This is a genomic window from Desulfolithobacter dissulfuricans (genome assembly GCF_025998535.1).
GTDB classification, from domain to species: domain Bacteria; phylum Desulfobacterota; class Desulfobulbia; order Desulfobulbales; family Desulfobulbaceae; genus Desulfolithobacter; species Desulfolithobacter dissulfuricans.
The window spans coordinates 2,662,139-2,687,500 of record NZ_AP024233.1; the positions used below are offsets into that span (position 1 = coordinate 2,662,139).

A 25,362-nucleotide genomic window follows, 5' to 3' on the forward strand; every position below is an offset into this window, starting at 1 on the left:
TCCGTGTAGAATGATTTTTGAGAATGTATCCTGGGAAAAACCACAGTTTATGACTGGAGATAGTGAATGAATGGCGCCCAACTGCTTGTCAGGTCCCTTGAAAACGAAGGAGTTACCCATATTTTCGGTATACCCGGCGAGGAGAATCTCGCCTTTCTCGATGCCCTGCGCACGTCATCGATCAAACTGATCCTGACCCGCCATGAACAGGCTGCCGGTTTCATGGCCGCGACCTGGGGCCGGCTCACAGGACGTCCCGGAGTCTGCCTGGCGACCCTGGGTCCCGGGGCAACCAACTTTGTAACATCGGTCTCCTATGCCCTGCTGGGCGGCATGCCGGTCCTGTTCATCACCGGCCAGAAACCGATCAAGAAATCCAAGCAGGGCCGGTTTCAGATCATCGACGTGGTGGGTATGATGGAGCCCATCACCAAGATGACCAAACAGATCGTCGGTGCCGACTCCATTCCAGCCCTGGTCCGGGAGGCTTTTCGGGTGGCGGTGGAGGAAAAACCGGGTCCGGTGCACCTGGAACTGCCCGAGGATATCGCCGCCGAGTCTTCCGAGTCCGAGGTCTTTCCTGTAACCTGGCCCCGGCCGCCCCAGGCCGGACCGGAGGCGCTGGCAGAGGTGGCGGACATTATCCAGCAGGCCAAAAATCCCCTGCTCCTGATCGCGGCCGCGGCCAACCGGCGCGTGACATGCGGTGCCCTCGAGGACTTCATAGAACGGACCGGGATCTATTTTTTCAGCACCCAGATGGGCAAGGGCGTGGTCAACGAATATCATCAGCGCTCCCTGGGCTGCGCGGCTCTCTCTGACCAGGACTATGTCCACTGCGCCATCGACCATGCCGATGTCATCATCAACGTCGGCCACGACGTGGTGGAAAAGCCGCCCTTTTTCATGACCAGGAACGGTGTCCGGGTCATCCATCTCAATTACTTCACTGCGGCCCTTGACCAGGTCTATTTTCCCCAGCACGAGATCATCGGCGACATCTGCACCACACTGACAGGGCTTGGTGCGCTCATCCGCCCGGATTCCCTGGGCGGAGACGGTTATTTCGAGCGTATACGCCGGGCCATCGAGAAAAATGTCTATCAGGAACAGCCACCCTATCTTTTCCCCTATACCCCGCAGCACCTGGTGGCGGAGATCCGGGCCATCATGCCCGAGGATTCCATTCTTTCCCTGGACAACGGCATGTACAAAATCTGGTTTGCGAGGAATTACCGGGCCACCTGCTCCTGCTCGGTCCTGCTCGACAACGCGCTGGCCACCATGGGAGCAGGGTTACCGGTGGCCATTGCGGCCAAGATGCTCAACCCGGACCGGAAGGTGGTGGCGGTCTGCGGGGACGGTGGCTTCATGATGAATTCCCAGGAAATGGAGACCGCGGTCCGGCTGGGACTCGACCTGACGGTCCTCCTCCTGCGCGACGACGGACTCGGCATGATCCGCTGGAAACAGGCGGGCATGGGTCTGACTGAATTTGGCCTTGACTTCGGCAATCCAGATTTTGTCCGCTACGCGGAAAGCTATGGGGCCCAAGGGCATCGGGTGACCAGGGAGGGGCAACTCGGCACCCTGCTCAAGCAATGTCTCAATTCCCCCGGGATCCATCTCATCGACCTGCCGGTGGACTACCGGGAAAATAAAACCGTTCTCATCGAGGAACTGCGACAGAAGAGCTGCATCATATAAGATCACAGCGGGCAAGAGGCAAGAGACTTCAGCCAGTTGACAACCATGGCCCTGGCAGGTATATAATAGATAACTTCTATAAGTATTATATAACTTCCAGAATGTTCTGCCCGACAACCGTCCCCCAGCCCCAAGGAGAACAGGTATGCAACCGGACCAGGAACGCCGTCGTCACCCTCGGTTTCTTGTGAAGGAGGGAACCCTTGCCATCAATGACCAAATTGTCGGTCCGGTCATCAACATCAGTCTGGGCGGCATGGCATTCGAGTACTACGACAACGACATGCGGGATGCCCAGGAGATGGACATGGGCATCTTTTTCAGCGAAACCGGTTTTCTGCTTACCAACCTGACCAGTGAAGCGGTCTACGAGGAAACGGTTGATTCCAGTGTCAGCTTTCTTCCTCTTACCCGCAAACGCACCTCGATCAAATTTGTCGATCTCACCCCGACCCAGCGCCAGAAGCTGCTGCGTTTCATAGAAAACCACACCTGTGGACTGGCCTGAGCCCCGAGACCACCGGAATTACGGGTTCTGCGGCCGAGACGCCAAAGAGTGGTCCGGAAGGATTGCCCGGCCCCCAACACCCGGCCCGAGCCCTACGCCAACCCAGGCAACAGCGTCCTGACATCCGGCCGAGCCGGCTTCTCTGATTCCTGAACAGCCTTCACACACGACCATGCCTGTATTTCAGCTGCCACGGGAACCTCTCTTTCCGTCCCCCGATCTTGCCGAACCCGGCGGCCTTCTGGCCGTAGGTGGCGATCTCTCTCCAGCCCGTCTTCTGGCCGCCTATCGCGAAGGTATTTTTCCCTGGTATTCAGAAGGGGAACCGATCCTCTGGTGGTCACCGGCGCCTCGCCTGGTGCTCTTTCCGGAAAAGTTCCACCTGCCCCGCCGCCTGGCCCGTACCATACGCAGGAAAACCTTTCGGGTAACCGCGGACACCGCTTTCCGGGATGTGATCAGTTCCTGCGGCACCCTGAGGGAGAAATCCGGTGAGGGAACCTGGATAACCAGGGACATGCTTGAGGCCTACTGCCGCCTCCATGAACTGGGATACGCCCACTCCATCGAATGCTGGCAGGACGATACCCTGACCGGCGGGCTGTACGGGGTCTGCCTGGACCGGGTTTTCTTTGGGGAATCCATGTTCACCAGGGTCCGCGACAGTTCCAAAGTTGCGCTGGCAGCCCTGATCGAGCATGCAATCGCCACCGGGATTGCCATGATTGACTGCCAGATGACCACCGATCACCTGCTCCGCTTCGGGGCCCGGGAAGTATCAAGGGAAAGATTTCAGGAGTTGCTTGACAGGTATATTGACGGGTTGCAGCCACAAAAAAAATGGCGCCTGCACTCGACCGACTAGGAGGAAAGTCGGCTGCTACAGGCGCCCGCCAGGAAGGAGGAGGTTCGCTGGTATTGCCTCTACCCTTGAAAAAAGTTGGCAACACGTTTCCGAAATTCCAGGCCGCTCCAGCAACTGGCCCGGCTCCTGTCTTTTCGGAATCGATCAAGGGGGAAGAACACCTGTACCGGCGCTGATATTTAGTGCCGTTACATATCCGAACTCACCTTTACTATAACTACCACATTGTGTCTGTCAAGCGAAAAAGATAACTTTTCCCACCAGACAAAAACTAACCTAGTGATTTCAAGATATTATTGTTCGAGATCGAACTCATAGGGAAGAGTTGAACGGCGAAAATGCTTGATGATTTTCTTCAGAGATTGAAGATTGCCCACCCGGAAATTTACCTCCCAGGCCTGCTCGCCGCCGGGGGTGCCGCCCAGGGCGACAATATCGTCGATCTTCATCTCCTCCGGGGCCACGGAAAGGAGCATGAACAGCCGATGCCTGGTGGCGGCCAGGATAATGAGCTTCTGCGGTTTGGTCACCCTGGTTTCCCGCATTTTCCAGCGCACCTCCACCGCATCTTCGCGCTGGAACTTCAACTTCTGTAACCGGTGACAGTCCTTGCGGTGGAGAGAGAGTCCCCGTTCGCTCAACAGGCCGATAACCCCCTTGTCCAACGGTGACGGCTTGCAGCAGGCGGAGGACTTGACAACCACCGGATCCACGGTGGACAGCTCGATCCTGTTAAACACGCCCGTGGGCAGCTGCAGGGTCTCGCGGCCGGCATACAACCCGTGGCGCATCTCGTAGATAAGTTCCCGCAGCCGGACTCTCCCCTCGCCCACCTGGAGATAGAGGTCCTCCATGGAGTCGATCCCGAAATAGGCCAGGATATCAGCCATGCCTTTTTTTTCGATCACCTCCAGAGGCAGGCCGTAGCGGCGCATCTCCTGCTCGAGCACCGAGCGACCGATCTCGCGGGAAACCGCCTGGCGACGCTGACGGAAGGCCTTGGCCAGTTCAGAACGGGCCCGAGGGGTCTGGCAGAGTTTCTGGATATCCGGGTCAAAGCTGACCGGAGTCTCCTGGCGAATGATCTTCACCACATCCCCGTCTTTTAAGACCGTGTCCGGCTCAACCCTCCGGTTACCGATAAGGGCGGCGAGACAGGAGTGGCCAATGGCGGTATGGACCCGAAAGGCAAAATCAAGCACAATGGAATTCACCGGCAGACAGATGAGGTCACCCTGGGGGGTGTAGGTATAGATCTCCTTGCGGCCGCTGGCCGCGATCATGTCCCGGTAGGACACGGAGTCCTCGCTGCCGAGGATATCAAACATCTCCTTGATCTCCCGCACAAAACGGCTGCGCTCCTTGCCGCCCGTGGTCCAGTCTCGAACCAGGCCCCGCTGGGCCCGGCGGGCCATCTCCTCGGTCCGGATCTTGAAAAGAAATTTCCGGCCTTCAATGTTTGCCCGGGCATGGAGTCCCTGGTAGCCGGAAGGTTTGGGGTTAGCGATGAAGTCTCGGATGGTGCGGGGAATGGGCGGATAGATGCTGTTGAGTGTTCCCAGAGCCTGGTAGCATTCGCCCCGGCTGGCGGCAACGATGAGAAACTCCTGGGGGTTTTCGATCTCTTTTATCAGGATCCGGTGGCGTATATCATAATAGCCCCACAGCCCCTTGGTTCGCAGGGTCACGGTGGCATTGATCCCCTCGCTGTCCAGGGCCTTCTGGACCTGATCCCGAATGGTCAGGGCCTTGGGATCGCTGCGCAGCTTATTGATATGAAGCTGGAGCTTGTTGCCCTGCCGGGGAAACTTGTAGGCCAGGGCCAGATTATAGAGCTCGCGCTTGATGGCAAAGAGCCCGAGGATGGTGGCCAGCGGTGCGTAGATATCCAGGGTCTCGTCGGCTATCTTCTGGCGCTTGTGCCGGGGCATGGATGACAGGGTCCGCAGGTTATGCAGCCGGTCGGCCAGCTTGACCACCATAACCTCCGGTTTGGCTGCGGCCCCGGAAAATATCTTGCGGTGAACCAGCTTTTTGAAGGTCTGCTTGTCGCCGGTATAATGGGTGACCTTGGTACACCCCTCAACGATGGCCTCCACATTGGCCCCGAATTTCCTGCGCAGCAACTCAGCGGTCACATACTCCACATCCTCCATGGTATCGTGGAGCAGAGCGGCGGCCAGGATCTCCGCGCTGCGGATATCGAGCTCCTCGGCCAGGATCTTGGCCACATGGCAGGGATGCATGATATAGGGATCACCGGAGCGGCGCCATTGATTTTCATGGGCCTGACAGGCAAAATCCAGCGCCTCCCAGAACACGCTGGTCTCAGGACCGGTGCCGATAAAAGACGCCATCTCCTGACGATATTTCTCTATATCAAATTTCCGATACTGCATACTCTGCCATACATCCGACTTGATGGAATAACCATCATGCACCAATCAACCGGTGGCCACGGTTTTGCCCCGGAAAAATTCCTTCTGCATGATTTCTATCAATGGTGTACAATAGACACGAACAGTACACCACGCAACCTGCCCACTGTAGCAGAAGAGCGGTGGTGAACAAAGAAAAAACAGGCCGGTTGCCGGAAGATTCCCATAAGCCCCATTTCCTGCCAGCAGATAAAAAAAAATCAAGAGAAACAACATCCCTACATGCCAAGAAAAAGATCATCACGTCGTAAAACCGCCCATACTTCCTCCAAAATCAAACATTCCGGCAAAACAGCCTCCGGACAGATCCAGCTTGCGGATCAGATTCTGGCCTTTCTCAGTTCCTTGAAAAAGGGAGCCTCACTGGCCCATATCCTGTCGGCCCTGGAACTGCCCCGCATGCAGCGACAGGCGGTTCGCGACCTGCTCGACAGCCTGGTCCGCTCCGGCAAGCTGGAACAGCAGGGCAAAAAGTTCCTGCTGGCCAGCGATGCCGGACTCCTCACCGCCACCCTGGACGTCACTGCCCGGGGGTTTGGCTTTGCCACCGTGGAAGATACAATACCGCGGGAAAATGACATCTTCATTGCCCAGTCCCACATGAACGGTGCCAGCCACGGAGACACGGTGCTGGTCCGGATCATCGGCAAATCCCGGGGCCGCCTTGAGGGTCGGGTGGTCAAGGTGGTCAAACGTGGCCTGACCAGGCTCTGCGGGGTCTACACCGCGGCCGGCAAGATGGGCCACGTGACGCCGGACAATGAAAAACTGCCTTTCACGGTCACCGTCCGCCGCTCCAATACCCACGGCGCCCGCGACGGCGAGGCAGTGCTCCTGCAGATCATCGATTACGGCACCGGCAGCCATCCTCCCGAGGGCAAGGTCCTCGAGGTGCTGGGCGACCCGCTTTCTGTACCGGTGCAGATCCGGATGGCCATCGAACAGTTCGAGCTGGACCGCATGTTTCCCCGGGAAGTACTGGAAGCTACAGCAGCGCTTGAACCCCTGACTACCTGTGACGAAGGCCGGGCCGACCTGCGTCATATTCAGCATGTCACCATTGATGGCGAGACAGCCAAGGACTTCGACGATGCCATTGCTGTAGAGGAGACAACCAGTGGATACCGGCTCTATGTTTCCATTGCCGATGTCAGCCATTATGTCACCCCCGGTTCGACGATCGATAAAGAGGCCTATAAACGGGGCACCAGTGTCTATCTGCCAAACCTTGTCCTGCCCATGCTCCCGGAACGGCTCTCCAACGATCTCTGCAGCCTGGTTCCTGATCAGGACCGGCCCGCCTTCACCGCAATTCTCGACTTTGACCGGGAGGGAAACCGGATAGGAGAAAAATATACAAAATCCATGATCCGCTCCCACCAGCGGTTCACCTATAACACGGTAAACGCCATCCTGTACCTGCGGGACAACCAGGTGCGCAACCGGTACCGGCACCTGCTGCCCATGCTGGACAATGCCAGACGGCTGGCCACCCTGCTCTTTGATCGCCGCATGCGCAGGGGCAGTCTCGGCTTCAACATCCCGGAACCTTTCGTCCTGCTCGACGGCGACAGGATAGTCTCCATCACCCGGGCCGAACGGAACCAGGCCCACCAATTGATCGAGGAGTACATGCTGGCCGCCAACGAGGCCGTGGCTCAGACCATGGCCGAAGCCGGGGAGCCGGTCCTCTACCGGGTGCACGAATACCCGGACCCGGCCAAGGTGGAGCAGTTCACCGAGGCGGCCCAGTCCCTGGGTCTGGAACTGCCGAAGACCTCCAACGAACCGGCCTGGTTCGCCCGGATCCTGGACGAGGCCCACAAATCACCGGCCGAGTATGTCATCAACAATCTCCTCCTGCGCACCATGCAGCAGGCCCGTTATTCACCGGAAAATCTCGGCCATTTCGGACTGGCAGCGGAGTATTATCTCCACTTCACCTCGCCCATCCGCCGCTATCCCGACCTGGTCGCCCACCGGGCCCTGCAGCATCTCCTGACCAGGAAAAAGGGGGAAAGGCAAAAACCGCTTGTTCCCAAGGGCACCACCCTGGCCGATGCGGCCCTGTATCTCTCGAAACGGGAGCGGATCGCGGTAAATATCGAGCGCAACGTCCAGTCCCGGCTCAATGTCCTCTTTCTTAAAGACCGGGTTGGCGAGACCTTTGATGCCATCATTTCCGGGGTCACCCCCTTTGGCCTGTTCGTGGAACTGCTGGAATATTTCATCAGCGGCGCGGTCCCGGTTCGTGAAATGCAAGACGATTATTACATCCATGACAGCCGGGCCAACCGGCTGATCGGCGAACGCACCGGTATCACCTACCAGCTGGGTGACCTGCTCCGGGTTCGGCTCGATCATGTGGACATACTGGCCAAACGTCTCACCTTTTCCATCTCTGCCGAAATGGCCGACACCGCCGAGGGACAGGCGGACTGACCCGATTCCCAGCCACCAGCAGAGGATCTCCATGACCAAGAAGAACGCCCGGCCGGGAAAGTCGGTTATCGTCATCCGGGATCTCAGCTTTTCCTACGGGGAACGGCTGATTCTCGAGAACGTGAACCTGGTCATCCATGAGCGGGAGATGATCGGTATCATCGGCCCCAACGGCGGCGGCAAGACCACCCTGCTCAAACTGATTCTCGGCCTGCTCAAACCGGACCGGGGCTCCGTCCTGGTCTTTGGCCAGCCACCGGAAAAAGTGGCCCACCGGATCGGCTATGTGCCGCAGCACATGCAGTTTGATGACCGTTTCCCCGTCTCGGTTCTTGACGTGGTACTCATGGGGCTGGCCGGCCGCGGCGGCCTGGGGCCCCTGCCCGGAAAGATGAAGGAAAAAGCCCTGCAGACCCTGGATCGGGTCGAACTGAGTGCATATGCGCACCATCCCTTTGCCGGCCTTTCCGGCGGCCAGCGCCAGCGGGTCCTCATCGCCAGGGCCCTGGCCGGGGAACCCGAGATGCTCCTTTTTGACGAACCCACGGCCAACGTGGACTCCAGGGCCGGGGAAAAACTCTACGCCATCCTGCACCAGCTCAACCAGGAGATGACCATCCTGGTGGTGTCCCATGACATCGGTTTTGTCAACCAGCAGATAACCTCAGTGGTCTGTGTCAACCAGCAGGTTCAGATCCATCCGACCAGCGAACTGGCCGGCCACAACATCATTGATCTCTACGGGCGGGACATTGCTCTGATCCGCCACGACCACCGCTGCTCGCCGGAGGGACACTCATGCTCCAGTTCCTGAGAGACTTTCAGCAGTTCACCTTCCTCCAGCACGCCCTGCTGGCCGGCATGCTGGCCTCGGTGGCCTGCGGCGTCGTCGGCTCCTATGTCACGGTCCGGCGCATGACCTATGTCACCGGCGCCATTGCCCACTGCACGCTGGGAGGCATGGGTATTGCCCGCTACCTGCAGAAAACCCGCGATATTGACTGGTGCAGCCCGCTGCTCGGCGCCATTCTGGCGGCCCTTGCGGCGGCACTTGCCATCTCCTTCATGCAGCATCGGACAAAAGCACGGCAGGACAGCGTTCTGAGCGGTATCTGGGCCGTGGGCATGGCGGTTGGCATCCTCTTTATCGCCCGGACTCCAGGATACAACGAGGACCTGATGAGTTATCTCTTCGGAGACATTCTTATGGTTTCCAGCACCGACCTGCTGCTGATCACTCTGCTCGACCTGCTGGTCCTGGGAACCATCTATCTCTGCTATCCGCGCCTGCTGGCCATCAGCTTTGATGAGGAGTTCGCCCGCCTCACCGGTATCCGGGTCGAACTGTACAACACCCTGTTTCTCTGCCTGGTTGCCCTGACCGTTGTGCTCCTGGTTCAGGTGGTGGGCATCGTCCTGGTGGTAGCCCTCCTCGCCCTGCCGGCGGCAGCCGCCTCAAGGCTCACCTTCCGGTTACCGGCCATGATGCTTGTCAGCGTGTTTTTTTCCATGCTGGCCACCAGCGGGGGGCTGGCCCTGAGTTATGGACCGGACCTGCCCACCGGGGCCACCATCATTCTTATCTGCGCGGCCATCTTTGCAACCAGCGGCCTCCTGCAGCGTCTTGGCCTCTGGTCCGGCAACCGCTCCGGATCTTTGCCTTGACGAAAATCCGCTTTTCAAATAAAGATGAAGGTGATTTTCCGCCTGATTTCTCAGAAGCGGAGAAACGGCCTGTTCCGGAGCGGAGCTTTTTTGCTCAGAGCCGCGGCTCCCAGGAAAAAGAGCACCGCTCCCGCCCGGACACGCGCATGATTATTTTCCTTTTCCGACAGAGGTACTTCCCATGGAAGAGACAAGCTGGATCACTAAGATCATTACCAACCCCTATGCCCTGGTGCCCACCCTGCTCCTTTTATTTGCACTCTTCATGTGGCTGCGCAGCCAGCTGACCATCAGGAAACTGCACAGAGACATCAAGAAACTGCGCGAACACCTGCACACCAAGCTGGAAATCGACTCGGAAGAGATGGAACGGCGCAAGAAAGAGATGGAGCGCCTCAAGCAGGAACGGGACAACCTCCGCAATATGGTTCAGGTACTCAACCAGAAACCGGGCAAACAGGAAATCCGCCAGGCCCATATTTACCAGAAGGCCATCGACATCATGTTCGAGAAGGCGCCCGGCTTTGCCCCGGCCTGGCAGATCACCCTGAAGGAAGCTGAAGAAGAGATGAAAAATGCCGAAAAAGGCATTATTCCCTTTTTCAAGCGGTTCAAGGGCTCCACGGGTCTGCCCAGCGGCGACTCGGACAGGTCCAGGGACAGGAAATCCACCCTTGAACTGGAAGACCCTGCAGCTTCCTGAAATCCCATCTGCCAGAAAGACCACTCCCCAGACCTGCCATGGAACCTGATGCACAGCAACCCGGCATGCTGCCCGGCTCGGCCCTGATTCTGGTCGGGCCGCGCTACCCGGAAAACATTGGCGCTTCGGCACGGATTGCGTGCAATTTCGGTATCGAGCAGCTCATCGTTGTCAGCAGGGAAGAACCTGACCAGGAACGGATGCTCAAGATGGCCACCCACAAGGCCGCCCATCTCATCCATTCCCTGCAACGCGTTGAGACCACTGCGGCCGCGGCCGAGCCATTCCAGTTCATAGTCGGGACCACTGCCCGCCAGGGCCGACACCGGGTCCTGGAAAAGACGCCCCGGGAGGTCATGGATGAACTGGCGCCCCTGGCCAGGGGCGGTAACCGCATAGCGCTCATGTTCGGGCCCGAGAACACCGGGCTCACCAACGAGGACCTGGATCTCTGCCAGTTCCAGTCCACCATTCCCACGGTCAACTTTTCCTCACTCAACCTGGCCCAGGCCGTGGCCATTCACTGCTACGAACTCTCCATGGCCCTGACCGGAGCCAAAAGCCATCCGCCCGCGGATGCCGAGTATGCCAACTCCTTTGAACTCGAGGGCATGTATGAGCATATCGAGGAGGCCCTGACCAGGATCACCTTCATCCACGACACCAACCGGACTTACTGGATGCGCAATATCCGCCAGTTCCTGAGCCGGGTCAAGCTGAAGAAAAAGGAAGCCAGCATGATCCGCGGCATCTGCCGCAAACTGCTCTGGCATGAAAAGGAATCAGTGGAAGGATAGACGGGAGGTGCGCTCCCTCTGCCGGGGAGAAAGGTTGAGCCCCCTGTCCGGAATGCCCCTGAAAGGTAAACCTACAGTCCCTCCAGGGGGCAGGCGGCACAGTTCGGCCTGGACTTTTTGCAGAATTCTTTCCCCACCCGCACCAGCAGGGCGTGATATTCGTTGAACAGCGCCACGTCTTCCTCCAGATTGTCCATGAACAGTTCCTGGAGCTCGTAATAGCCGAAACTCTCATCGACCAGCTCATGCCGGAAAAGGATACGGTGGGTATAGGCGTCGATAACGAACACCGGCTGACCGGCAGCATAAAGGATAATGGAATCCGCGGTTTCCGGACCGATGCCCTTGACCGCGAGCAGTTCTTCGCGCAGGCGTTCCCTGGGCAGGGAGAGAAAATACGCCAGGTCCCCGCCCCAGTTGTCCCTGATATGGGCAAACAGATTCTGCAGCCGACCGGCCTTGATATTATAATAACCGGACGGACGGATATACCCGGCCAGGCTTTCCCTGTCCAGGGCTGCCATGGCCTCAAAGCTCATCAGACCGGCATCCTTGAGATTGGTGATGGCCTTTTCCACATTCTGCCAGTTGGTATTCTGGGTCAGCACTGCCCCCACCATGACCTCGAACGGAGTATCACCAGGCCACCAGTTCTGCGGGCCGAAATGATCCAGGAGACGGGTATATATTTGCTCAAGAAGCCGGGCTGTAGTCATGGTACCATCCTGTTTTTTTCAACCGGGTTCAGTCTCCCAGACAGATACCGATTTCCCGAGCGGTCATGACCTTGTCGCTCTCCAGATCAACCATCTTGCGGGAGCTGACCGCCTCGGCCAGGGGCACTGCCGACATGCAGGGGGGCGTCCAGGCCACCATGTGATCAAAGGTGCCAGCTTCAGCCATCCGAACAGCTGCCGCACCAAAACGAAGGGCCAGCAGCCGGTCAAAGGTGGTCGGCGAGCCGCCACGCTGCAGATGCCCCAGAACCAGGGAACGGGTATCCTTACCCAGTTTTTCCCGGATCTGCCGGGCCACCCGTTCGCCGATCCCGCCCAACACTACCTCCTGGCGTCCCAGTTCCCCCTTTTCCTTGACGACAACCGTGCCGTCCTTGGCCTTGGCCCCCTCGGCCACCACGACAATGGAGTAGTGCTTATCGTGGAGTTCGTTATCGGTTATCTTTTCGCAGACCTTATCGATATCAAAGGGAACCTCGGGGATGAGGATAACATCGGCCCCGCCGGAGATTCCTGAGTAGAGCGCGATCCAGCCCGATTCCCGCCCCATAACCTCCACCACCATGACCCGGTCGTGGGACTTGGCGGTGGAGTGGAGCTTGTCCAGGGCCTCGGTGGCGGTGGCCACCGCGGTATCAAAACCAAAGGTCCGGTCGGTGGCCTTGAGATCGTTGTCGATGGTCTTTGGTACCCCGATGACCGGCATACCCTTCTGGGCAAACCGGTGGGCTATCTCCAGACTGCCATCCCCTCCCACGGCAATGTGGCAGTAGAATCCCATCCGTTTGAAGTTTTCCAGCACCCGGTTGGAGACATCCACCACCTTGACCTCGCCGGCCAGGTTGGTAATCGGCATGGCAAAGGGATTTTCCTTGTTGGTGGAGCCGAGAATGGTACCGCCGATGGGAGTAATGCCCTCCACTTCCTTGGGAGTCAGGCGGACCAGGTCATCGTAGTCAAGCAGGCCCCGGTAGCCGCTGCGGCTGCCATAGACCTCCCAGCCCCGCATGGAAGCCGACTTGACCACCGCATAGATGACAGCGTTGAGGCCCGGCGCATCGCCTCCACCTGTGGAAATAACTATCTTACGCATGCTTCCCCCCTGGGTGTTCTGTGAAAAGTACCTGATACCGACTGGTTGTCTCAATTGTAGGGAGTAGTACCCCTTTTGGCAACCTCTTTTGCTCCGCCGTGGCCCTGCCCCAACGCCACCTTCCCAGCAAAACAACATCCCGAAAGAGGAAATTTCGTGGACCTCACCCGGACACGGCAGGAATCATTTTCATTTACAGTTGACTTCCGTGGCGAAGTGTCGTATTCTATTTAAGATAAAATAGAGACAACTACATCCTGAACCAGGATGTTGGGATTTTTTTCAATACTGCAAGGAGGATGTCATGCTCGAAGTGACAAGTTCTGCAATCCAGAACTTAAAAAATTATCTCTCACAAAATAACATTGACTCGGCGGTCCGGGTCGCCCTGATGCAGGGTGGCTGAGCTGGTCCCTCTCTGGGTCTGGCTCTGGATGAGCCTAAAGAAAACGATCAGAAGTTTGAAGAAGACGGCCTGACCTTCCTGGTGGAGCAGGGACTTCTCTCTTCGTGCGGCAATATCAAGATCGACTTCATCGATGCCGGTTACCGTTCCGGATTCTCCATCACCTCGACCAACCCGGTTGGCGGTGGAGGAGGATGCAGCTCGGGTTCCTGCGGTTCAGGATCCTGCGGCTGATCACCCTGCCACAACTCGTCAGATCGAGTAGGGTGAGGCAAGGTAATTAAGCTTGCCTCATCCCTCTCACAGAACCGTACGTACGGGCCTCGTATACGGCTCCTGTTTATTTTTCCTTCATACTGAAACAGAAATTCCGGTCTGTACAGATGCGAGGTCAAAGAGCCCCATTTCCCCATGCAGGCAGCTGTTGGGAAGGGCATAATGGCTCAGTGGACTTGCTGCATTGGCCCAGGAGTTCATCTTGATACTTTTGAACTCTCCTCTATAGCCCAGCTGTCTCAGTCTGCGGTGTAGCCTGCACGGCTTTTTCCACAGCTTCAACTGAACAGCACGCAGCCGTCTTCTGATCCACCTCATCAGCCGAGAAAACTCACCCTTGCAGTTCGCTATCCGAAAGTAGTTGGCAAAACCCCTCAGCAACCGGTTGAGGTCGGCTATCACCTTCTCAAGGTTCACCGGGGAGTTACGCCGGGTCATCGCCTTGACCTTTGCCTTGAAGGCCCTCACCTTGCCTCGCTGTATTCGGGTCATCACGGAGTGGATACAAACTCCAAGAAATTTAATCCCTTTGAGGCTGTGGCTTATATGGGTCTTTTCCTGGTTGACGGTCAACAGCAGTTCTTCTTCAAGATAACGACTGGCCTGGTTCAGTGCATTTTCGGCTGCGCTCTTTGACTGGCACAGGATCAGGATGTCGTCCGCATAGCGGACGATGCGGTGGCCACGATTCTTCATAAACTGATCGAAGGAATCAAGGTATACGTTGGCAATCAACGGGCTGATAACTCCGCCCTGCGGACTGCCGACCTCGCTGGCCTGCCAACCATCTCCTGTCAGAACACCGCTTTTCAAAAACTTCTCCAGCAGACCAAGAATACTTCCATCGCTGACCCGGCGACGGAACGAGGCAAGGATCAGGTCATGGTTCAACGTGTCGAAGCATTTCGACAGATCCATGTCCACTACCCATTTCCGCTCGTACGTCCGGATGAACATCGTGGCTTTGCTGATTGCCTGGTGACAACTCCGACCAGGACGGTAGCCGTAGCTCGACGGATGGAAATCGCGGTCAAATATTGGTTGAAGTATATCCAGCAGGGCCTGCTGTACCACACGGTCACGGACTGCAGGTATGCCGAGTAGCCGTTTCCCGCCGTTCGGCTTCGGGATCTCCACCCGTCGCACGGCCAGCGGCTGGTAGCTCTTGTCCTGCAGTTCCGTCAGGAGATGATCGATATTGGTCGCAAGTGATCCGGCAAAATCATCGATGGACTGGCCGTCTATACCGGCAGCTCCTTTCGAGGATTTCACCTTGTAGAATGCCTTGACCAGGTTCTCCCGGCTCAGCATTCGATCATATAGGCTGTACCAGACGTCAACCATGCTCCTGTCCTGCGTTTCCCTTCCTCTATTTCCACGTGGAGACTTCGGTTCTTCAATGGGCGCGACCGCTTTCTATCCTCATGGGCAATATACGATCAACACTCCCATCTACTCCGATGAACGGCCAAAATCGGCAGAGGACCTGTCACGGCATACCGCCGATAGCGTGCCCCGTCCCGTCGGACGGCTTGTGTTCAGTCTGCCAGGTGTCCATAGATTCCGGAAAACCTTCAAATAAACTTCATCCCTTCGCAACAGATATGGCTTTTGGCTCATAACTGCCCCCAACGAACCAGGCCGTTGGGTCATCCCGGTTTTATCCTCCACACTGTTACCAGGCTTCACAGGCCGGAATTTCATCACTACTACGGAATCATCTGCCACCTCACACCGCTTCGATCCGCCTTGGATTTCTCCTTGTGCTTCTCTTTTTCCGCTTAATGCGGAAACAGTGCAAGGCTTCCCCGGTTAAGGCGAACTCCCTGTGAGCGACCACATCCTCAATCACGTATCAGGACTGACCAGGTATCGGGCTTCGCGCTATTTAGGACGCTTACCCTCCTGATACGCCGAATCAGGTTCGCTTGCGCTATGTGCCGCTCACTTCCTATCGCTTCCTTCAGACCCTGCCGTTACCAGCAACGCCCTTACGATTCGGATTGTCTTCCCCCTGGTCAGGGTGACGCCTGCTTAACACAGGCTGGGTTTGCCCGCCATGCCGGGCAAACTACAAGGCCCCTGCCGGAAACGGCAGGGGCTTTTTTTATCCCTTCCATCCCAGCCAGCTTCACGGCCAACCAAGCAATTTTCCTGCCATATTCTTGACACCCCGAAAAACAGACTTATTTTCTCCTGTGAACAAAATTCGAATACACAAATCCTTGTTCTTAAACCTGATTCATGGCGCAGGCACGTAAAGTGCCCGATATATTCCAAACTATGGACAATGATACATGAAAGAAACGGGCAGCGTTGCCCCAACATGGTTGAGAACAGGAGAGGAGGAAACATATGCAACTTGATAAATTTACCCTGAAATCCCAGGAGGCCATCCAGACGGCCCATACCCTGGCCCAGAACAACTCCAACCAGGAGCTCCAGCCCGAGCACCTGCTCAAGGCAATTCTGGAACAGCCCGAGGGTGTGGTTGTACCGGTCCTGCAGAAAATGGGCGTGGAGCCTTCCGTTATCCTTGCTGAGACCAATCAGCTGATCGAGGCTCTGCCCAAGGTATCCGGCAGTGGTGCCGGCCAGGTCTATGCTTCGGCCCAGTTCAAGAAACTGCTGGACGAGGCTTTCAAGATCGCCACCAACATGCAGGATGAGTATGTCAGCCAGGAACACCTGTTCATGGCCATGCTTGCCGACTCGTCGCTCAAGGTAAGCAGTATGCTGGGCCGGCTCGGCGTGACCAGCGACGCCTTTCTCCAGGCCCTGACCACTGTCCGGGGCAGCCAGCGGGTCACCGACCCCTACCCTGAAGACAAATACCAGGCTCTGGAAAAATATGCCCGTAACCTCACCGACATAGCTCGACAGGGCAAGCTGGATCCGGTCATCGGCCGGGACGAGGAAATCCGCCGGGTGATCCAGGTCCTCTCCCGCCGCACCAAGAACAATCCGGTCCTCATCGGCGAGCCGGGTGTCGGCAAGACCGCCATTGTCGAGGGCTTGGCCCAGCGTATCGTCAATGGTGACATCCCGGCAACCCTGGAAGGAAAACAGGTTATCTCCCTGGATCTGGGCGCCCTGGTGGCCGGTGCCAAGTATCGCGGTGAATTCGAAGACCGGCTCAAGGCCGTCCTCAAGGAGGTGGAAGACAAGGCCGGCGAGATCATCCTCTTCATCGACGAGATCCATACCCTGGTCGGGGCGGGCGCTTCCGAAGGCTCCATGGACGCCTCCAACATGCTGAAACCGGCCCTGGCCCGGGGTGAGCTGCACTGCGTCGGCGCCACCACCCTGGACGAGTACCGCAAGTACATTGAAAAGGATGCCGCCCTGGAGAGGCGGTTCCAGCCGGTACTTGTAGAGGAGCCGAGTGTCGAGGATGCCATTGCTATTCTGCGCGGCATCAAAGAAAAATACGAAGTGCACCATGGAGTCCGTATCCAGGATTCAGCAACCGTTGCGGCGGTGACACTGTCGCAGCGCTATATTACGGACCGGTTCCTGCCTGACAAGGCCATTGACCTTATCGACGAGGCCGCCTCCCGACTCCGGATCGAGATCGATTCCATGCCCACGGAGATCGACGAGCTGGAGCGGAAAAAGATCAAGATGGAGATCGAGATCGAGGCCCTGAAAAAGGAAAAGGACGAGGCCTCGAGGGAGCGTCTTGAAAAACTGCACAAAGAGCTGGCCGAACTCAACGATCAGCTCAACGCCATGAAAGGCCAGTGGCAGCTGGAAAAAGACGTGATCCAGCGTATCCGGCAGATCAAGAGCCAGATCGACGAGGCCCACATGGAAGAGCAGCGGGCCGAGCGGGCCGGCGACCTGAGCAAGGTGGCCGAAATCCGCTATGGGCGGATCGTCGAGCTGGAAAAACAGCTGGAAGAGGAACAGAAAAGGCTGGCCGAGATCCAGAAGGATCATCCCATGCTCAAGGAAGAGGTATCGGCGGAGGATGTCGCCGCCGTGGTGGCCAAGTGGACCGGCATTCCGGTGGACAGGCTCCTGGAAGGCGAGCGGGAGAAGCTTATCCACGCCGAAGAGGAGCTCTCCAAGCGGGTGATTGGCCAGAAAGAGGCCATCCGGGCGGTAGCCAACGCCATCCGGAGGGCCCGGGCCGGGCTGCAGGACCCGGACCGGCCGCTGGGCTCGTTCATCTTTCTTGGCCCCACCGGTGTGGGCAAGACCGAACTGGCCCGGAGCCTGGCCGACTTCCTCTTTGATTCAGAACATGCGATGATCCGTATCGACATGTCCGAATACATGGAGAAGCACTCGGTGGCCCGGCTCATCGGCGCCCCTCCCGGCTATGTGGGCTACGACGAGGGCGGTGCCCTGACAGAGGCGGTCCGGCGGCGGCCCTATTCCGTAGTCCTGTTCGACGAGATCGAGAAGGCCCATCCGGATGTATTCAATGTCCTGCTCCAGGTCCTGGACGACGGCCGAATGACCGACGGCAAGGGACGGACCGTGGATTTCAAGAATACGATCCTGATTATGACCTCGAACCTGGGCAGCCATATCATCATGGAACTCGGACAGACCGATCCAGAGGAGATGCACCGGCAGATCGACGAGCTGCTCCACAAGCAGTTCAAGCCTGAATTCCTCAACCGGATCGACGAGATCATCACCTTCCATGGACTGACCAGGGAAGACCTGCTCCAGATCGTCGATATCCAGATCGGTCGGATGGCCAAGCGGCTGGCGGAGCACAAGTACACTATCACCCTTACCGACGAGGCCAAACAGTTCCTGGTCGAGGTGGGGTACGATCCATCCTTTGGTGCCCGGCCGCTCAAACGGGCGATCCAGCGCTATATCGAAGACCCGCTGGCCCTGGAGATCCTGGAAGGCCACTTCAGGGAAGGCGACCATATCGTGGTCGACAAGGGCCTGAACAACAAATTGGTGTTCAGAAAACAGTAAGACACCAGGCCGACAAAAGGCCCATTCCGGCTGCTGCCGGAATGGGCCTTTTTTATTTTCCGCCTCCGACGCTGTCCGGGGAACCATGCCATGCAGGCGTCCCCTGACCGGACCGGCGGCCCCGGGCCGATAGCCCGGGCCCGAGAACCTGTCGGATTTTCCCTTCACCTTTGCACGAGGAACCTGCCAGTGACAACCACCAGCTCTGCGGGAGCAGTACTTCCCGCCAACGCGGACCAGTACGGCACTGCCGCAATTTCCCATGTCATGATGCCATACCACGCCAATCCCTCGGGCAATGTCAACGGCGGCGTCATCATGCAGCTCATAGACGACGCAGCCTTTGTCATCGCCACGCGCTATGCCCGGACCAACGTGGTCACAGCGTCCATCGAACGGATTGACTTCCACCGACCGGTCCATATTGGTGACCTGCTCACCCTCAAGGGCAGCATCAACATGACCCATCGATCCTCCATGGAGATCGGGGTGCGGGTGGAAAGCGAGGACATGCGAACCGGTGTAATACGCCACATCGCCTCGGCCTATCTCACCTTTGTCGCTTTGGACGGTGACGGCCACCCCACCCCCGTCCCGGCCTACGAGCCCAAGGACGAAGACAGCCGCCGGCGCAACCGGGAAGCACTGCAGCGCCGCCAGGACAGACTGCGCCAGCAGCGACGCACGACCTGAGGCTATTGACGGAGTCCGGTTACCGGCGTCGTTTCAGGCCGCCCGACGACATATCTCCTTGGCCGGGATAAGCCCGGTGGCACTTGCCGAGACGATATTCCCAGCCACCCCTGGTCCGTCGCCGGCCACAAAGAGATTCTCGACCTTTGTCTCCAGCGAACCTGAAGTCTCGACCTGGGTGGCAAAAAATTTGATCTCCGGCGCATAGAGAAGGGTCTCGTCATTGGCCACCCCGGGGACCACCTGGTTGAGCTTGGTCAACCCCTCCACCAGGTTGGTCAGGATCCGTTCCGGCAGGGCCATGGCAATATCACCGCAGACGACCTTGCTCAGGGTCGGGGTGATGTATCCCTTGCGGATCCGATGCCAGGTACTGCGCCGTCCCCGCCGCAGGTCACCAAACCGCTGCAAAATCGGCCGACCACCGCCGATTAACGTCGCCAGTTGACCTATGGATTCCCCATAGGCCTGATTGTCGGTTACCGGCTCGGTGAGCACCACTTTGGAGAGAAAGGCAAAATTGGTGTTTTCCGATTTTTTATCATGGAGGGCGTGACCATTGACACAGACAAACCGCTTGTAGTTTTCCAGAGCCACAAAACCACCGAAATTTGTACAGAAGGTCCTGGTCTGGTCGTCATATTTATTGGTCTGAATGAAAAAGGTGGGATCATAAATCGTTTCGCAGAGATCCTGCATAATATCGTTGTGCACCTCGACCCGGACCCCCACCTCGATACCGCGCTGGTGCAGCCCCAGGCCGTAGCGCTCCGCCACCTGCCCCATCCAGTCGGCCCCGCCGCGGCCGGGCGCCAGAATGACGAACCTGGCCCGATACTCCCCGCGACCGGTGACCACGCCCTGCACCCGGCCATCCTGGACGATAATGTCTTCGACATATTCCGAGGTATGGAGCTCCACCCCCCGGGAAGTAATATAATCGGCCATGCCGGCGATGTAGCCAGGCAACCTGTCGCTGCCCAGGTGTTTTTGCCGGATGAGCAGCAGATCAATACCATGCCGCTTGGCCTCCTTCCGGATATCCCTGGCTGCTTGCATATCCGTGGGATAGACCAGCCCGTCCATACCAAAACGATTGAAAATCAGCTCTGTTTCATCGATGAGGGCCCGGGCCTCTGCCACCGGCAGGAACTGAGTCAGGTCGGTCTTGCCCAGTTTATGGATATAATTCAGCTTACCATCTGAAAAAAGACCGGCCCCGCCGACCCCGCAGAGAATGTTACAGGGTTTGCATTCCTGACAGCGACGGTTGTCAGTGATGGGACAGGTTCGCTTGAGAGGGCCCCTGCCCTTTTCCAGCAACAGGACCCTGAGATTGGCATGTTCACATAAGTAATAGGCGGAAAAAAGACCGGCTGGTCCGGCCCCGACAATGATGACATCATACTGTGTTGCAGACTGCCCCGATCCCTTTGATTTCTGCATGGTACTCTCCCGGTTCCATGAAAATAAGTACAGGCTGCCCGGATCTGCCCGGGCACACTACAGCGCTCCAGGCCGACCACCCTGAAAAAGACGGCCGAGCCACACCACAGGTTGTAAACGCATACCAGAGCCCTGGCAACCTCAAGTTGCAACAGTTGTCTTTTTTTACCGCTGTGCTATAACGGCCTCAGGACCCCGATATCCCGCAACAGGATTGGGTGTCATCCCGCAAAGCTGAATAACCCACCTGGAGATATGCCATGAGCAGCGATATAGAAGACCTGAGCATCAACTACGAAGAAGACGGCACCCTGATCGTCAAGGAACTGGACAAAGAGATCCTTTCCAAGGGCGCCTGGACAACCATTTTATTCCGGTACCAGGATTTCAACCGCAGCAAGGGGGAATATGGCCCGGACAAGTTCACCATCCGACGCTACCAGAAACGGGACGGCAAGTATATCCCCAAATCAAAGTTCAACATCTCCAGCCCGGCCCAGGCCAAAAAAATTGTCGACACCCTCAGCCGGTGGCTGGAAGATGACTGAAAGATGACAGGGAAATAATGTATTTCCCCACTGCCGGCATAGAGGTACGCCCCTGGCTCCCACCCCTGGTCGCCTTCGGGATCTCCCTTTTCACCTCCATGGGAGGAGTATCCGGAGCCTTTCTGCTCCTACCCTTCCAGGTATCGGTACTTCATTTCGACTCTCCCGCGGTCAGCGCCACCAATCATATCTTCAACATCGTCGCCATTCCCAGCGGTGTCTATCGCTATGTCAGGGAAGGACGAATGGTCTGGCCTCTCACCTGGGCCGTGGTCATCGGCACCCTGCCCGGTGTGGTGGCCGGCGCCTTCATCCGGATCAGGTACCTTCCGGATCCAGCGATGTTCAAACGATTCGCAGCCCTTGTTCTGTTATACATTGCCGTGCGCCTGTTCCGGGACATCTGGAAAAAAAAGGACAAAAAACCGGTTGCAGTTTCCATGGAAGGCGAGGATGTGGTCCGCGAGGCCACTCTTGGCCTGAGGTCCATCTCTTATCTATATAGAGGTACGAAATACTGCGTATCCACCGCCAGCATCATGACACTGAGCCTGATTGTCGGCATAATCGGCGGTGTCTACGGTATCGGTGGCGGGGCGATAATCGCTCCTTTTTTTGTCTCATTTTTCGGCCTGCCGGTCTACACGGTTGCCGGAGCCGCCCTGATGGGCACTCTCCTGACCTCGGTGGCCGGGGTAACGATCTTTGAAATCCTGGCCCCGGTCTATCCCGACATGGCCGTGGCTCCGGACTGGAAGCTCGGAATTCTCTTCGGGCTGGGTGGTTTTGTCGGCATGTACTGCGGTGCCAGGCTGCAGCGATTTGTTCCCGCCAGGCTGATCAAGACCATTCTTGCCTTATGCATCCTTTTCACCTCCGGTCGATACCTTGGCCTGTTTTAACAAGTTTCCGGCAAGATAGCAGAACTACAGCTCTTCATGAAACCACGCGAGAACGAAGAAAAAGAAAAACCTCAACATTTGCTGTTGACAGGGTCCCTCAACCCATGTATCTTCTCGCCTCGTTGCTGCGGATGACTTCGCAGCCAACAAAAAAAGCTTCCACCAAGAACTTTTTTGGTTGACACAGAAACGGAAGCAGATTAAAATTGCGGACGCCGCAAGCAAAAGCGGCGAGTCGTTTACCGAAAGGCCGAACGGCATTGATCTTTGAAAACTGAACAGCATTCAAGCGGGCCGAAACGAACCTGACCGGCGGAAGCTGGTTAGGCTTTTTTGTTGAAGTCCAATCCTTGAATTCAATTCATGTGATTGGTCAGGATATAAACTGGAGAGTTTGATCCTGGCTCAGAACGAACGCTGGCGGCGTGCTTAACACATGCAAGTCGAACGAGAAAGGTTCCTTCGGGAACTGAGTAAAGTGGCGCACGGGTGAGTAACGCGTAGATAATCTACCCTCTTGTCCGGGATAACATCGGGAAACCGGTGCTAATACCGGATATCTTCCATTGCTGTCGGGTGATGGAGGAAAGGTGGCCTCTGATTCAAGCTTCCGCAAGGGGACGAGTCTGCGTACCATTAGCTTGTTGGTGGGGTAAAGGCCTACCAAGGCGACGATGGTTAGCGGGTCTGAGAGGATGATCCGCCACACTGGCACTGGAACACGGGCCAGACTCCTACGGGAGGCAGCAGTGAGGAATATTGCGCAATGGGGGAAACCCTGACGCAGCGACGCCGCGTGAGTGAGGAAGGCCTTCGGGTCGTAAAGCTCTGTCAGGAGGGAAGAAATGTTATACGGTTAATACCCGTATGACTTGACGGTACCTCCAAAGGAAGCACCGGCTAACTCCGTGCCAGCAGCCGCGGTAATACGGAGGGTGCAAGCGTTGTTCGGAATCACTGGGCGTAAAGGGCGCGCAGGCGGTTTGTTAAGTCAGATGTGAAAGCCCACGGCTCAACCGTGGAAGTGCATTTGAAACTGGCAGACTTGAGTACCAGAGGGGGAAGTGGAATTCCCGGTGTAGAGGTGAAATTCGTAGATATCGGGAGGAATACCGGTGGCGAAGGCGACTTCCTGGCTGGATACTGACGCTGAGGCGCGAAAGCGTGGGGAGCAAACAGGATTAGATACCCTGGTAGTCCACGCCGTAAACGATGTGAACTAGGTGTTGGGGGTGTTGATCCCCTCAGTGCCGCAGCTAACGCATTAAGTTCACCGCCTGGGGAGTACGGTCGCAAGATTAAAACTCAAAGGAATTGACGGGGGCCCGCACAAGCGGTGGAGTATGTGGTTTAATTCGATGCAACGCGAAGAACCTTACCTGGTCTTGACATCCCGGGAATCTCCTGGAAACAGGAGAGTGCTTTCATTAGGAAGAACCCGGTGACAGGTGCTGCATGGCTGTCGTCAGCTCGTGTCGTGAGATGTTGGGTTAAGTCCCGCAACGAGCGCAACCCTCGCCTTTAGTTGCCATCAGGTTATGCTGGGCACTCTAAAGGGACTGCCGGTGTCAAACCGGAGGAAGGTGGGGATGACGTCAAGTCCTCATGGCCTTTATGACCAGGGCTACACACGTACTACAATGGCCGGTACAAAGGGCAGCGACACTGCGAGGTGAAGCGAATCCCGGAAAGCCGGTCTCAGTCCGGATTGGAGTCTGCAACTCGACTCCATGAAGTTGGAATCGCTAGTAATCGTGGATCAGCATGCCACGGTGAATACGTTCCCGGGCCTTGTACACACCGCCCGTCACACCACGAAAGTCGGTTGTACCAGAAGTGGTTGCGCCAACCCGCAAGGGAGGCAGGCCACCAAGGTATGGCTGGTAATTGGGGTGAAGTCGTAACAAGGTAGCCGTAGGGGAACCTGCGGCTGGATCACCTCCTTTATAAGGAAGAAATCCGGAGAATGCAGAGGGATCAGGGGATAACCTTCTGACGATACTGCACCCGGATATGGGATCAACCCCGCTATGAATGCTGTTTGGTTTTGAGCGATCAAAGCCGTGGGCCTGTAGCTCAGCTGGTTAGAGCGCACGCCTGATAAGCGTGAGGTCGGAGGTTCAAGTCCCCCCAGGCCCACCAGCTTATCAGGAAGCTGATATATTTAGTGGGGGTGTAGCTCAGCTGGGAGAGCGCCTGCCTTGCACGCAGGAGGTCATCGGTTCGATCCCGTTCACCTCCACCACCAGTTAGACGTTGCAAAGTCTGTAAGGAAACTTACAGGCTTTCTAACCTTTAACTGGGTTTTGATCTTTGACAATTGAATAGCAGGGTATCTAAACTGTACATTGGTACCGCACAAGTGGATCTTTTGGATCTCCGTGCGTTGGTACTGATTGTACTACAGAGCGTTTAGTAGAACTTAGTTTGAAAAGACTTATGGTTAAGCTACTAAGGGCTGACGGCGGATGCCTTGGCACCAGGAGGCGATGAAGGACGTGGAAAGCTGCGATAAGCTTCGGTGAGCTGCTAACAGGCTATGACCCGGAGATTTCCGAATGGGGAAACCCGGCAGAGTTCATACTCTGTCATCATACAGTGAATTCATAGCTGTATGAGGCGAACGGGGGGAAGTGAAACATCTCAGTACCTCCAGGAAAAGAAATCAATTGAGATTCCGTAAGTAGCGGCGAGCGAACGCGGAGTAGCCCAAACCCATAGGCTTGCCTATGGGGGTTGTAGGACCCCAACATGGGATTGATGAGGGATAGCGGAACGGTATGGAAAGGCCGACCATAGATGGTGATAGTCCAGTACGCGAAATTCTGATTCACCCTAGGGTGTTCCTGAGTACCACGAGACACGTGAAACCTTGTGGGAATCTGGGAGGACCATCTTCCAAGGCTAAATACTACCTGGTGACCGATAGTGAACTAGTACCGTGAGGGAAAGGTGAAAAGAACCCCGGGAGGGGAGTGAAATAGAAACTGAAACCGTCAGCTTACAAGCAGTTGGAGCTCATACTTTGTATGGGTGACAGCGTGCCTTTTGCATAATGAGTCAACGACTTACCCTATGTAGCGAGGTTAAGCCGCGAGGTGTAGCCGGAGCGAAAGCGAGTCTTAACAGGGCGACATAGTTACATGGGGTAGACCCGAAGCCGGGTGATCTATCCATGTCCAGGGTGAA

At 56.9% G+C, this 25,362-nt stretch carries 18 protein-coding genes, 2 tRNA genes and 2 rRNA genes (1 of these 22 running past the window's edge); 17 read left to right on the top strand and 5 right to left on the bottom strand.

Annotated elements, in window-relative coordinates; translation table 11 throughout:
• Positions 1-66: 66 nt before the first annotated feature.
• The 3 genes from GF1_RS11870 to aat all read left to right on the top strand — a co-directional run bounded on the left by GF1_RS11870 (position 67) and on the right by aat (position 3,080).
• Entirely contained in the window at positions 67-1,707 is a 1,641-nt protein-coding gene (locus tag GF1_RS11870; RefSeq protein ID WP_267926766.1) for an acetolactate synthase large subunit, read from the top strand.
• 145 nt (positions 1,708-1,852) lie between these two features.
• On the top strand, positions 1,853-2,215 hold the full coding sequence (locus GF1_RS11875; RefSeq protein WP_267926767.1) for a PilZ domain-containing protein: 363 nt from the start codon (positions 1,853-1,855) through the stop codon (positions 2,213-2,215).
• Between the two features lie 172 nt (positions 2,216-2,387).
• On the top strand, positions 2,388-3,080 hold the full coding sequence (gene aat / locus GF1_RS11880; protein ID WP_267926768.1) for a leucyl/phenylalanyl-tRNA--protein transferase: 693 nt from the start codon (positions 2,388-2,390) through the stop codon (positions 3,078-3,080).
• Between the two features lie 293 nt (positions 3,081-3,373).
• Here aat and GF1_RS11885 read toward each other — a convergent pair whose 3' ends face one another.
• Entirely contained in the window at positions 3,374-5,479 is a 2,106-nt protein-coding gene (locus GF1_RS11885) for a RelA/SpoT family protein (RefSeq protein ID WP_267926769.1), read from the bottom strand.
• A gap of 261 nt (positions 5,480-5,740) precedes the next feature.
• Between GF1_RS11885 and rnr the strand changes: the two genes are divergently transcribed.
• The 5 genes from rnr (at position 5,741) to GF1_RS11910 (ending at position 11,125) form a co-directional block, all read left to right on the top strand.
• The gene (gene rnr / locus GF1_RS11890) at positions 5,741-7,960 is read left to right on the top strand and encodes a ribonuclease R (protein ID WP_267926771.1); all 2,220 of its coding nucleotides are present in this window, start codon (positions 5,741-5,743) and stop codon (positions 7,958-7,960) included.
• Positions 7,961-7,991: 31 nt separating this feature from the next.
• A complete protein-coding gene (locus tag GF1_RS11895; protein WP_267926772.1) occupies positions 7,992-8,774 on the top strand; it encodes a metal ABC transporter ATP-binding protein in 783 nt (260 codons plus the stop codon).
• Positions 8,759-9,625, top strand: a complete 867-nt coding sequence (locus tag GF1_RS11900) for a metal ABC transporter permease (protein ID WP_267926773.1) — start codon at positions 8,759-8,761, stop codon at positions 9,623-9,625. The genes GF1_RS11895 and GF1_RS11900 overlap by 16 nt, the downstream gene beginning before the upstream one ends.
• 181 nt (positions 9,626-9,806) lie before the next feature.
• Positions 9,807-10,328, top strand: coding sequence for a hypothetical protein (locus GF1_RS11905; protein WP_267926774.1), 522 nt, complete (start codon positions 9,807-9,809; stop codon positions 10,326-10,328).
• 38 nt (positions 10,329-10,366) lie between these two features.
• Positions 10,367-11,125, top strand: coding sequence for an RNA methyltransferase (locus tag GF1_RS11910; protein ID WP_267926775.1), 759 nt, complete (start codon positions 10,367-10,369; stop codon positions 11,123-11,125).
• A gap of 71 nt (positions 11,126-11,196) precedes the next feature.
• Here the strand turns inward: GF1_RS11910 and GF1_RS11915 are convergent, their stop codons facing one another.
• On the bottom strand, positions 11,197-11,841 hold the full coding sequence (locus GF1_RS11915) for an endonuclease III domain-containing protein (protein ID WP_267926776.1): 645 nt from the start codon (positions 11,839-11,841) through the stop codon (positions 11,197-11,199).
• 28 nt (positions 11,842-11,869) lie between these two features.
• Positions 11,870-12,955: a 6-phosphofructokinase gene (locus GF1_RS11920; RefSeq protein ID WP_267926777.1), complete on the bottom strand. Its 1,086-nt coding sequence runs from the start codon at positions 12,953-12,955 to the stop codon at positions 11,870-11,872.
• A 304-nt stretch (positions 12,956-13,259) separates the two neighbouring features.
• Here GF1_RS11920 and GF1_RS11925 point away from each other — a divergent pair, with 304 nt between their 5' ends.
• A complete protein-coding gene (locus tag GF1_RS11925; RefSeq protein ID WP_326491555.1) occupies positions 13,260-13,595 on the top strand; it encodes an IscA/HesB family protein in 336 nt (111 codons plus the stop codon).
• Positions 13,596-13,712: 117 nt separating this feature from the next.
• Here GF1_RS11925 and ltrA read toward each other — a convergent pair whose 3' ends face one another.
• Positions 13,713-14,981 (bottom strand): group II intron reverse transcriptase/maturase, encoded by a 1,269-nt coding sequence (gene ltrA / locus GF1_RS11930; protein ID WP_267926063.1) that lies wholly within the window; start codon positions 14,979-14,981, stop codon positions 13,713-13,715.
• A 1,011-nt stretch (positions 14,982-15,992) separates the two neighbouring features.
• Here ltrA and clpB point away from each other — a divergent pair.
• Complete coding sequence (gene clpB / locus GF1_RS11935) at positions 15,993-18,584, top strand: ATP-dependent chaperone ClpB (protein ID WP_267926778.1); 2,592 nt, start codon at positions 15,993-15,995, stop codon at positions 18,582-18,584.
• 189 nt (positions 18,585-18,773) lie between these two features.
• The gene (locus GF1_RS11940; RefSeq protein WP_267926779.1) at positions 18,774-19,277 is read left to right on the top strand and encodes an acyl-CoA thioesterase; all 504 of its coding nucleotides are present in this window, start codon (positions 18,774-18,776) and stop codon (positions 19,275-19,277) included.
• A 33-nt stretch (positions 19,278-19,310) separates the two neighbouring features.
• On the opposite strand, the gene GF1_RS11945 is transcribed toward GF1_RS11940, so the two are convergent.
• Positions 19,311-20,723 carry an NAD(P)/FAD-dependent oxidoreductase gene (locus GF1_RS11945; protein ID WP_267926780.1) on the bottom strand — a complete coding sequence of 471 codons (1,413 nt, stop codon included), beginning with the start codon at positions 20,721-20,723 and terminating at the stop codon, positions 19,311-19,313.
• Between the two features lie 260 nt (positions 20,724-20,983).
• Between GF1_RS11945 and GF1_RS11950 the strand changes: the two genes are divergently transcribed.
• The 6 genes from GF1_RS11950 to GF1_RS11975 all read left to right on the top strand — a co-directional run.
• Entirely contained in the window at positions 20,984-21,271 is a 288-nt protein-coding gene (locus GF1_RS11950; protein ID WP_267926781.1) for a hypothetical protein, read from the top strand.
• A 17-nt stretch (positions 21,272-21,288) separates the two neighbouring features.
• Entirely contained in the window at positions 21,289-22,173 is an 885-nt protein-coding gene (locus GF1_RS11955) for a sulfite exporter TauE/SafE family protein (protein WP_267926782.1), read from the top strand.
• A gap of 382 nt (positions 22,174-22,555) precedes the next feature.
• Positions 22,556-24,119, top strand: a 16S ribosomal RNA gene (locus GF1_RS11960).
• Between the two features lie 119 nt (positions 24,120-24,238).
• Positions 24,239-24,315, top strand: a tRNA-Ile gene (locus GF1_RS11965).
• Between the two features lie 27 nt (positions 24,316-24,342).
• Positions 24,343-24,418 (top strand) — tRNA-Ala (locus GF1_RS11970).
• Between the two features lie 196 nt (positions 24,419-24,614).
• A 23S ribosomal RNA gene (locus GF1_RS11975) occupies positions 24,615-25,362 on the top strand; it runs 2,201 nt beyond the window's last position.
• The 16S and 23S rRNA genes sit together here with 2 tRNA genes alongside, the layout of an rRNA operon.

Bases quoted from the DNA above. Each gene is read 5' to 3' on its own strand.
- GF1_RS11870 (WP_267926766.1), top strand. From the start codon at position 67: ATGAATGGCGCCCAACTGCTTGTCAGGTCCCTTGAAAACGAAGGAGTT.
- GF1_RS11875 (WP_267926767.1), top strand. From the start codon at position 1,853: ATGCAACCGGACCAGGAACGCCGTCGTCACCCTCGGTTTCTTGTGAAG.
- aat (WP_267926768.1), top strand. From the start codon at position 2,388: ATGCCTGTATTTCAGCTGCCACGGGAACCTCTCTTTCCGTCCCCCGAT.
- GF1_RS11885 (WP_267926769.1), bottom strand. From the start codon at position 5,479: ATGCAGTATCGGAAATTTGATATAGAGAAATATCGTCAGGAGATGGCG.
- rnr (WP_267926771.1), top strand. From the start codon at position 5,741: ATGCCAAGAAAAAGATCATCACGTCGTAAAACCGCCCATACTTCCTCC.
- GF1_RS11895 (WP_267926772.1), top strand. From the start codon at position 7,992: ATGACCAAGAAGAACGCCCGGCCGGGAAAGTCGGTTATCGTCATCCGG.
- GF1_RS11900 (WP_267926773.1), top strand. From the start codon at position 8,759: ATGCTCCAGTTCCTGAGAGACTTTCAGCAGTTCACCTTCCTCCAGCAC.
- GF1_RS11905 (WP_267926774.1), top strand. From the start codon at position 9,807: ATGGAAGAGACAAGCTGGATCACTAAGATCATTACCAACCCCTATGCC.
- GF1_RS11910 (WP_267926775.1), top strand. From the start codon at position 10,367: ATGGAACCTGATGCACAGCAACCCGGCATGCTGCCCGGCTCGGCCCTG.
- GF1_RS11915 (WP_267926776.1), bottom strand. From the start codon at position 11,841: ATGACTACAGCCCGGCTTCTTGAGCAAATATATACCCGTCTCCTGGAT.
- GF1_RS11920 (WP_267926777.1), bottom strand. From the start codon at position 12,955: ATGCGTAAGATAGTTATTTCCACAGGTGGAGGCGATGCGCCGGGCCTC.
- ltrA (WP_267926063.1), bottom strand. From the start codon at position 14,981: ATGGTTGACGTCTGGTACAGCCTATATGATCGAATGCTGAGCCGGGAG.
- clpB (WP_267926778.1), top strand. From the start codon at position 15,993: ATGCAACTTGATAAATTTACCCTGAAATCCCAGGAGGCCATCCAGACG.
- GF1_RS11945 (WP_267926780.1), bottom strand. From the start codon at position 20,723: ATGCAGAAATCAAAGGGATCGGGGCAGTCTGCAACACAGTATGATGTC.
- GF1_RS11950 (WP_267926781.1), top strand. From the start codon at position 20,984: ATGAGCAGCGATATAGAAGACCTGAGCATCAACTACGAAGAAGACGGC.
- GF1_RS11955 (WP_267926782.1), top strand. From the start codon at position 21,289: ATGTATTTCCCCACTGCCGGCATAGAGGTACGCCCCTGGCTCCCACCC.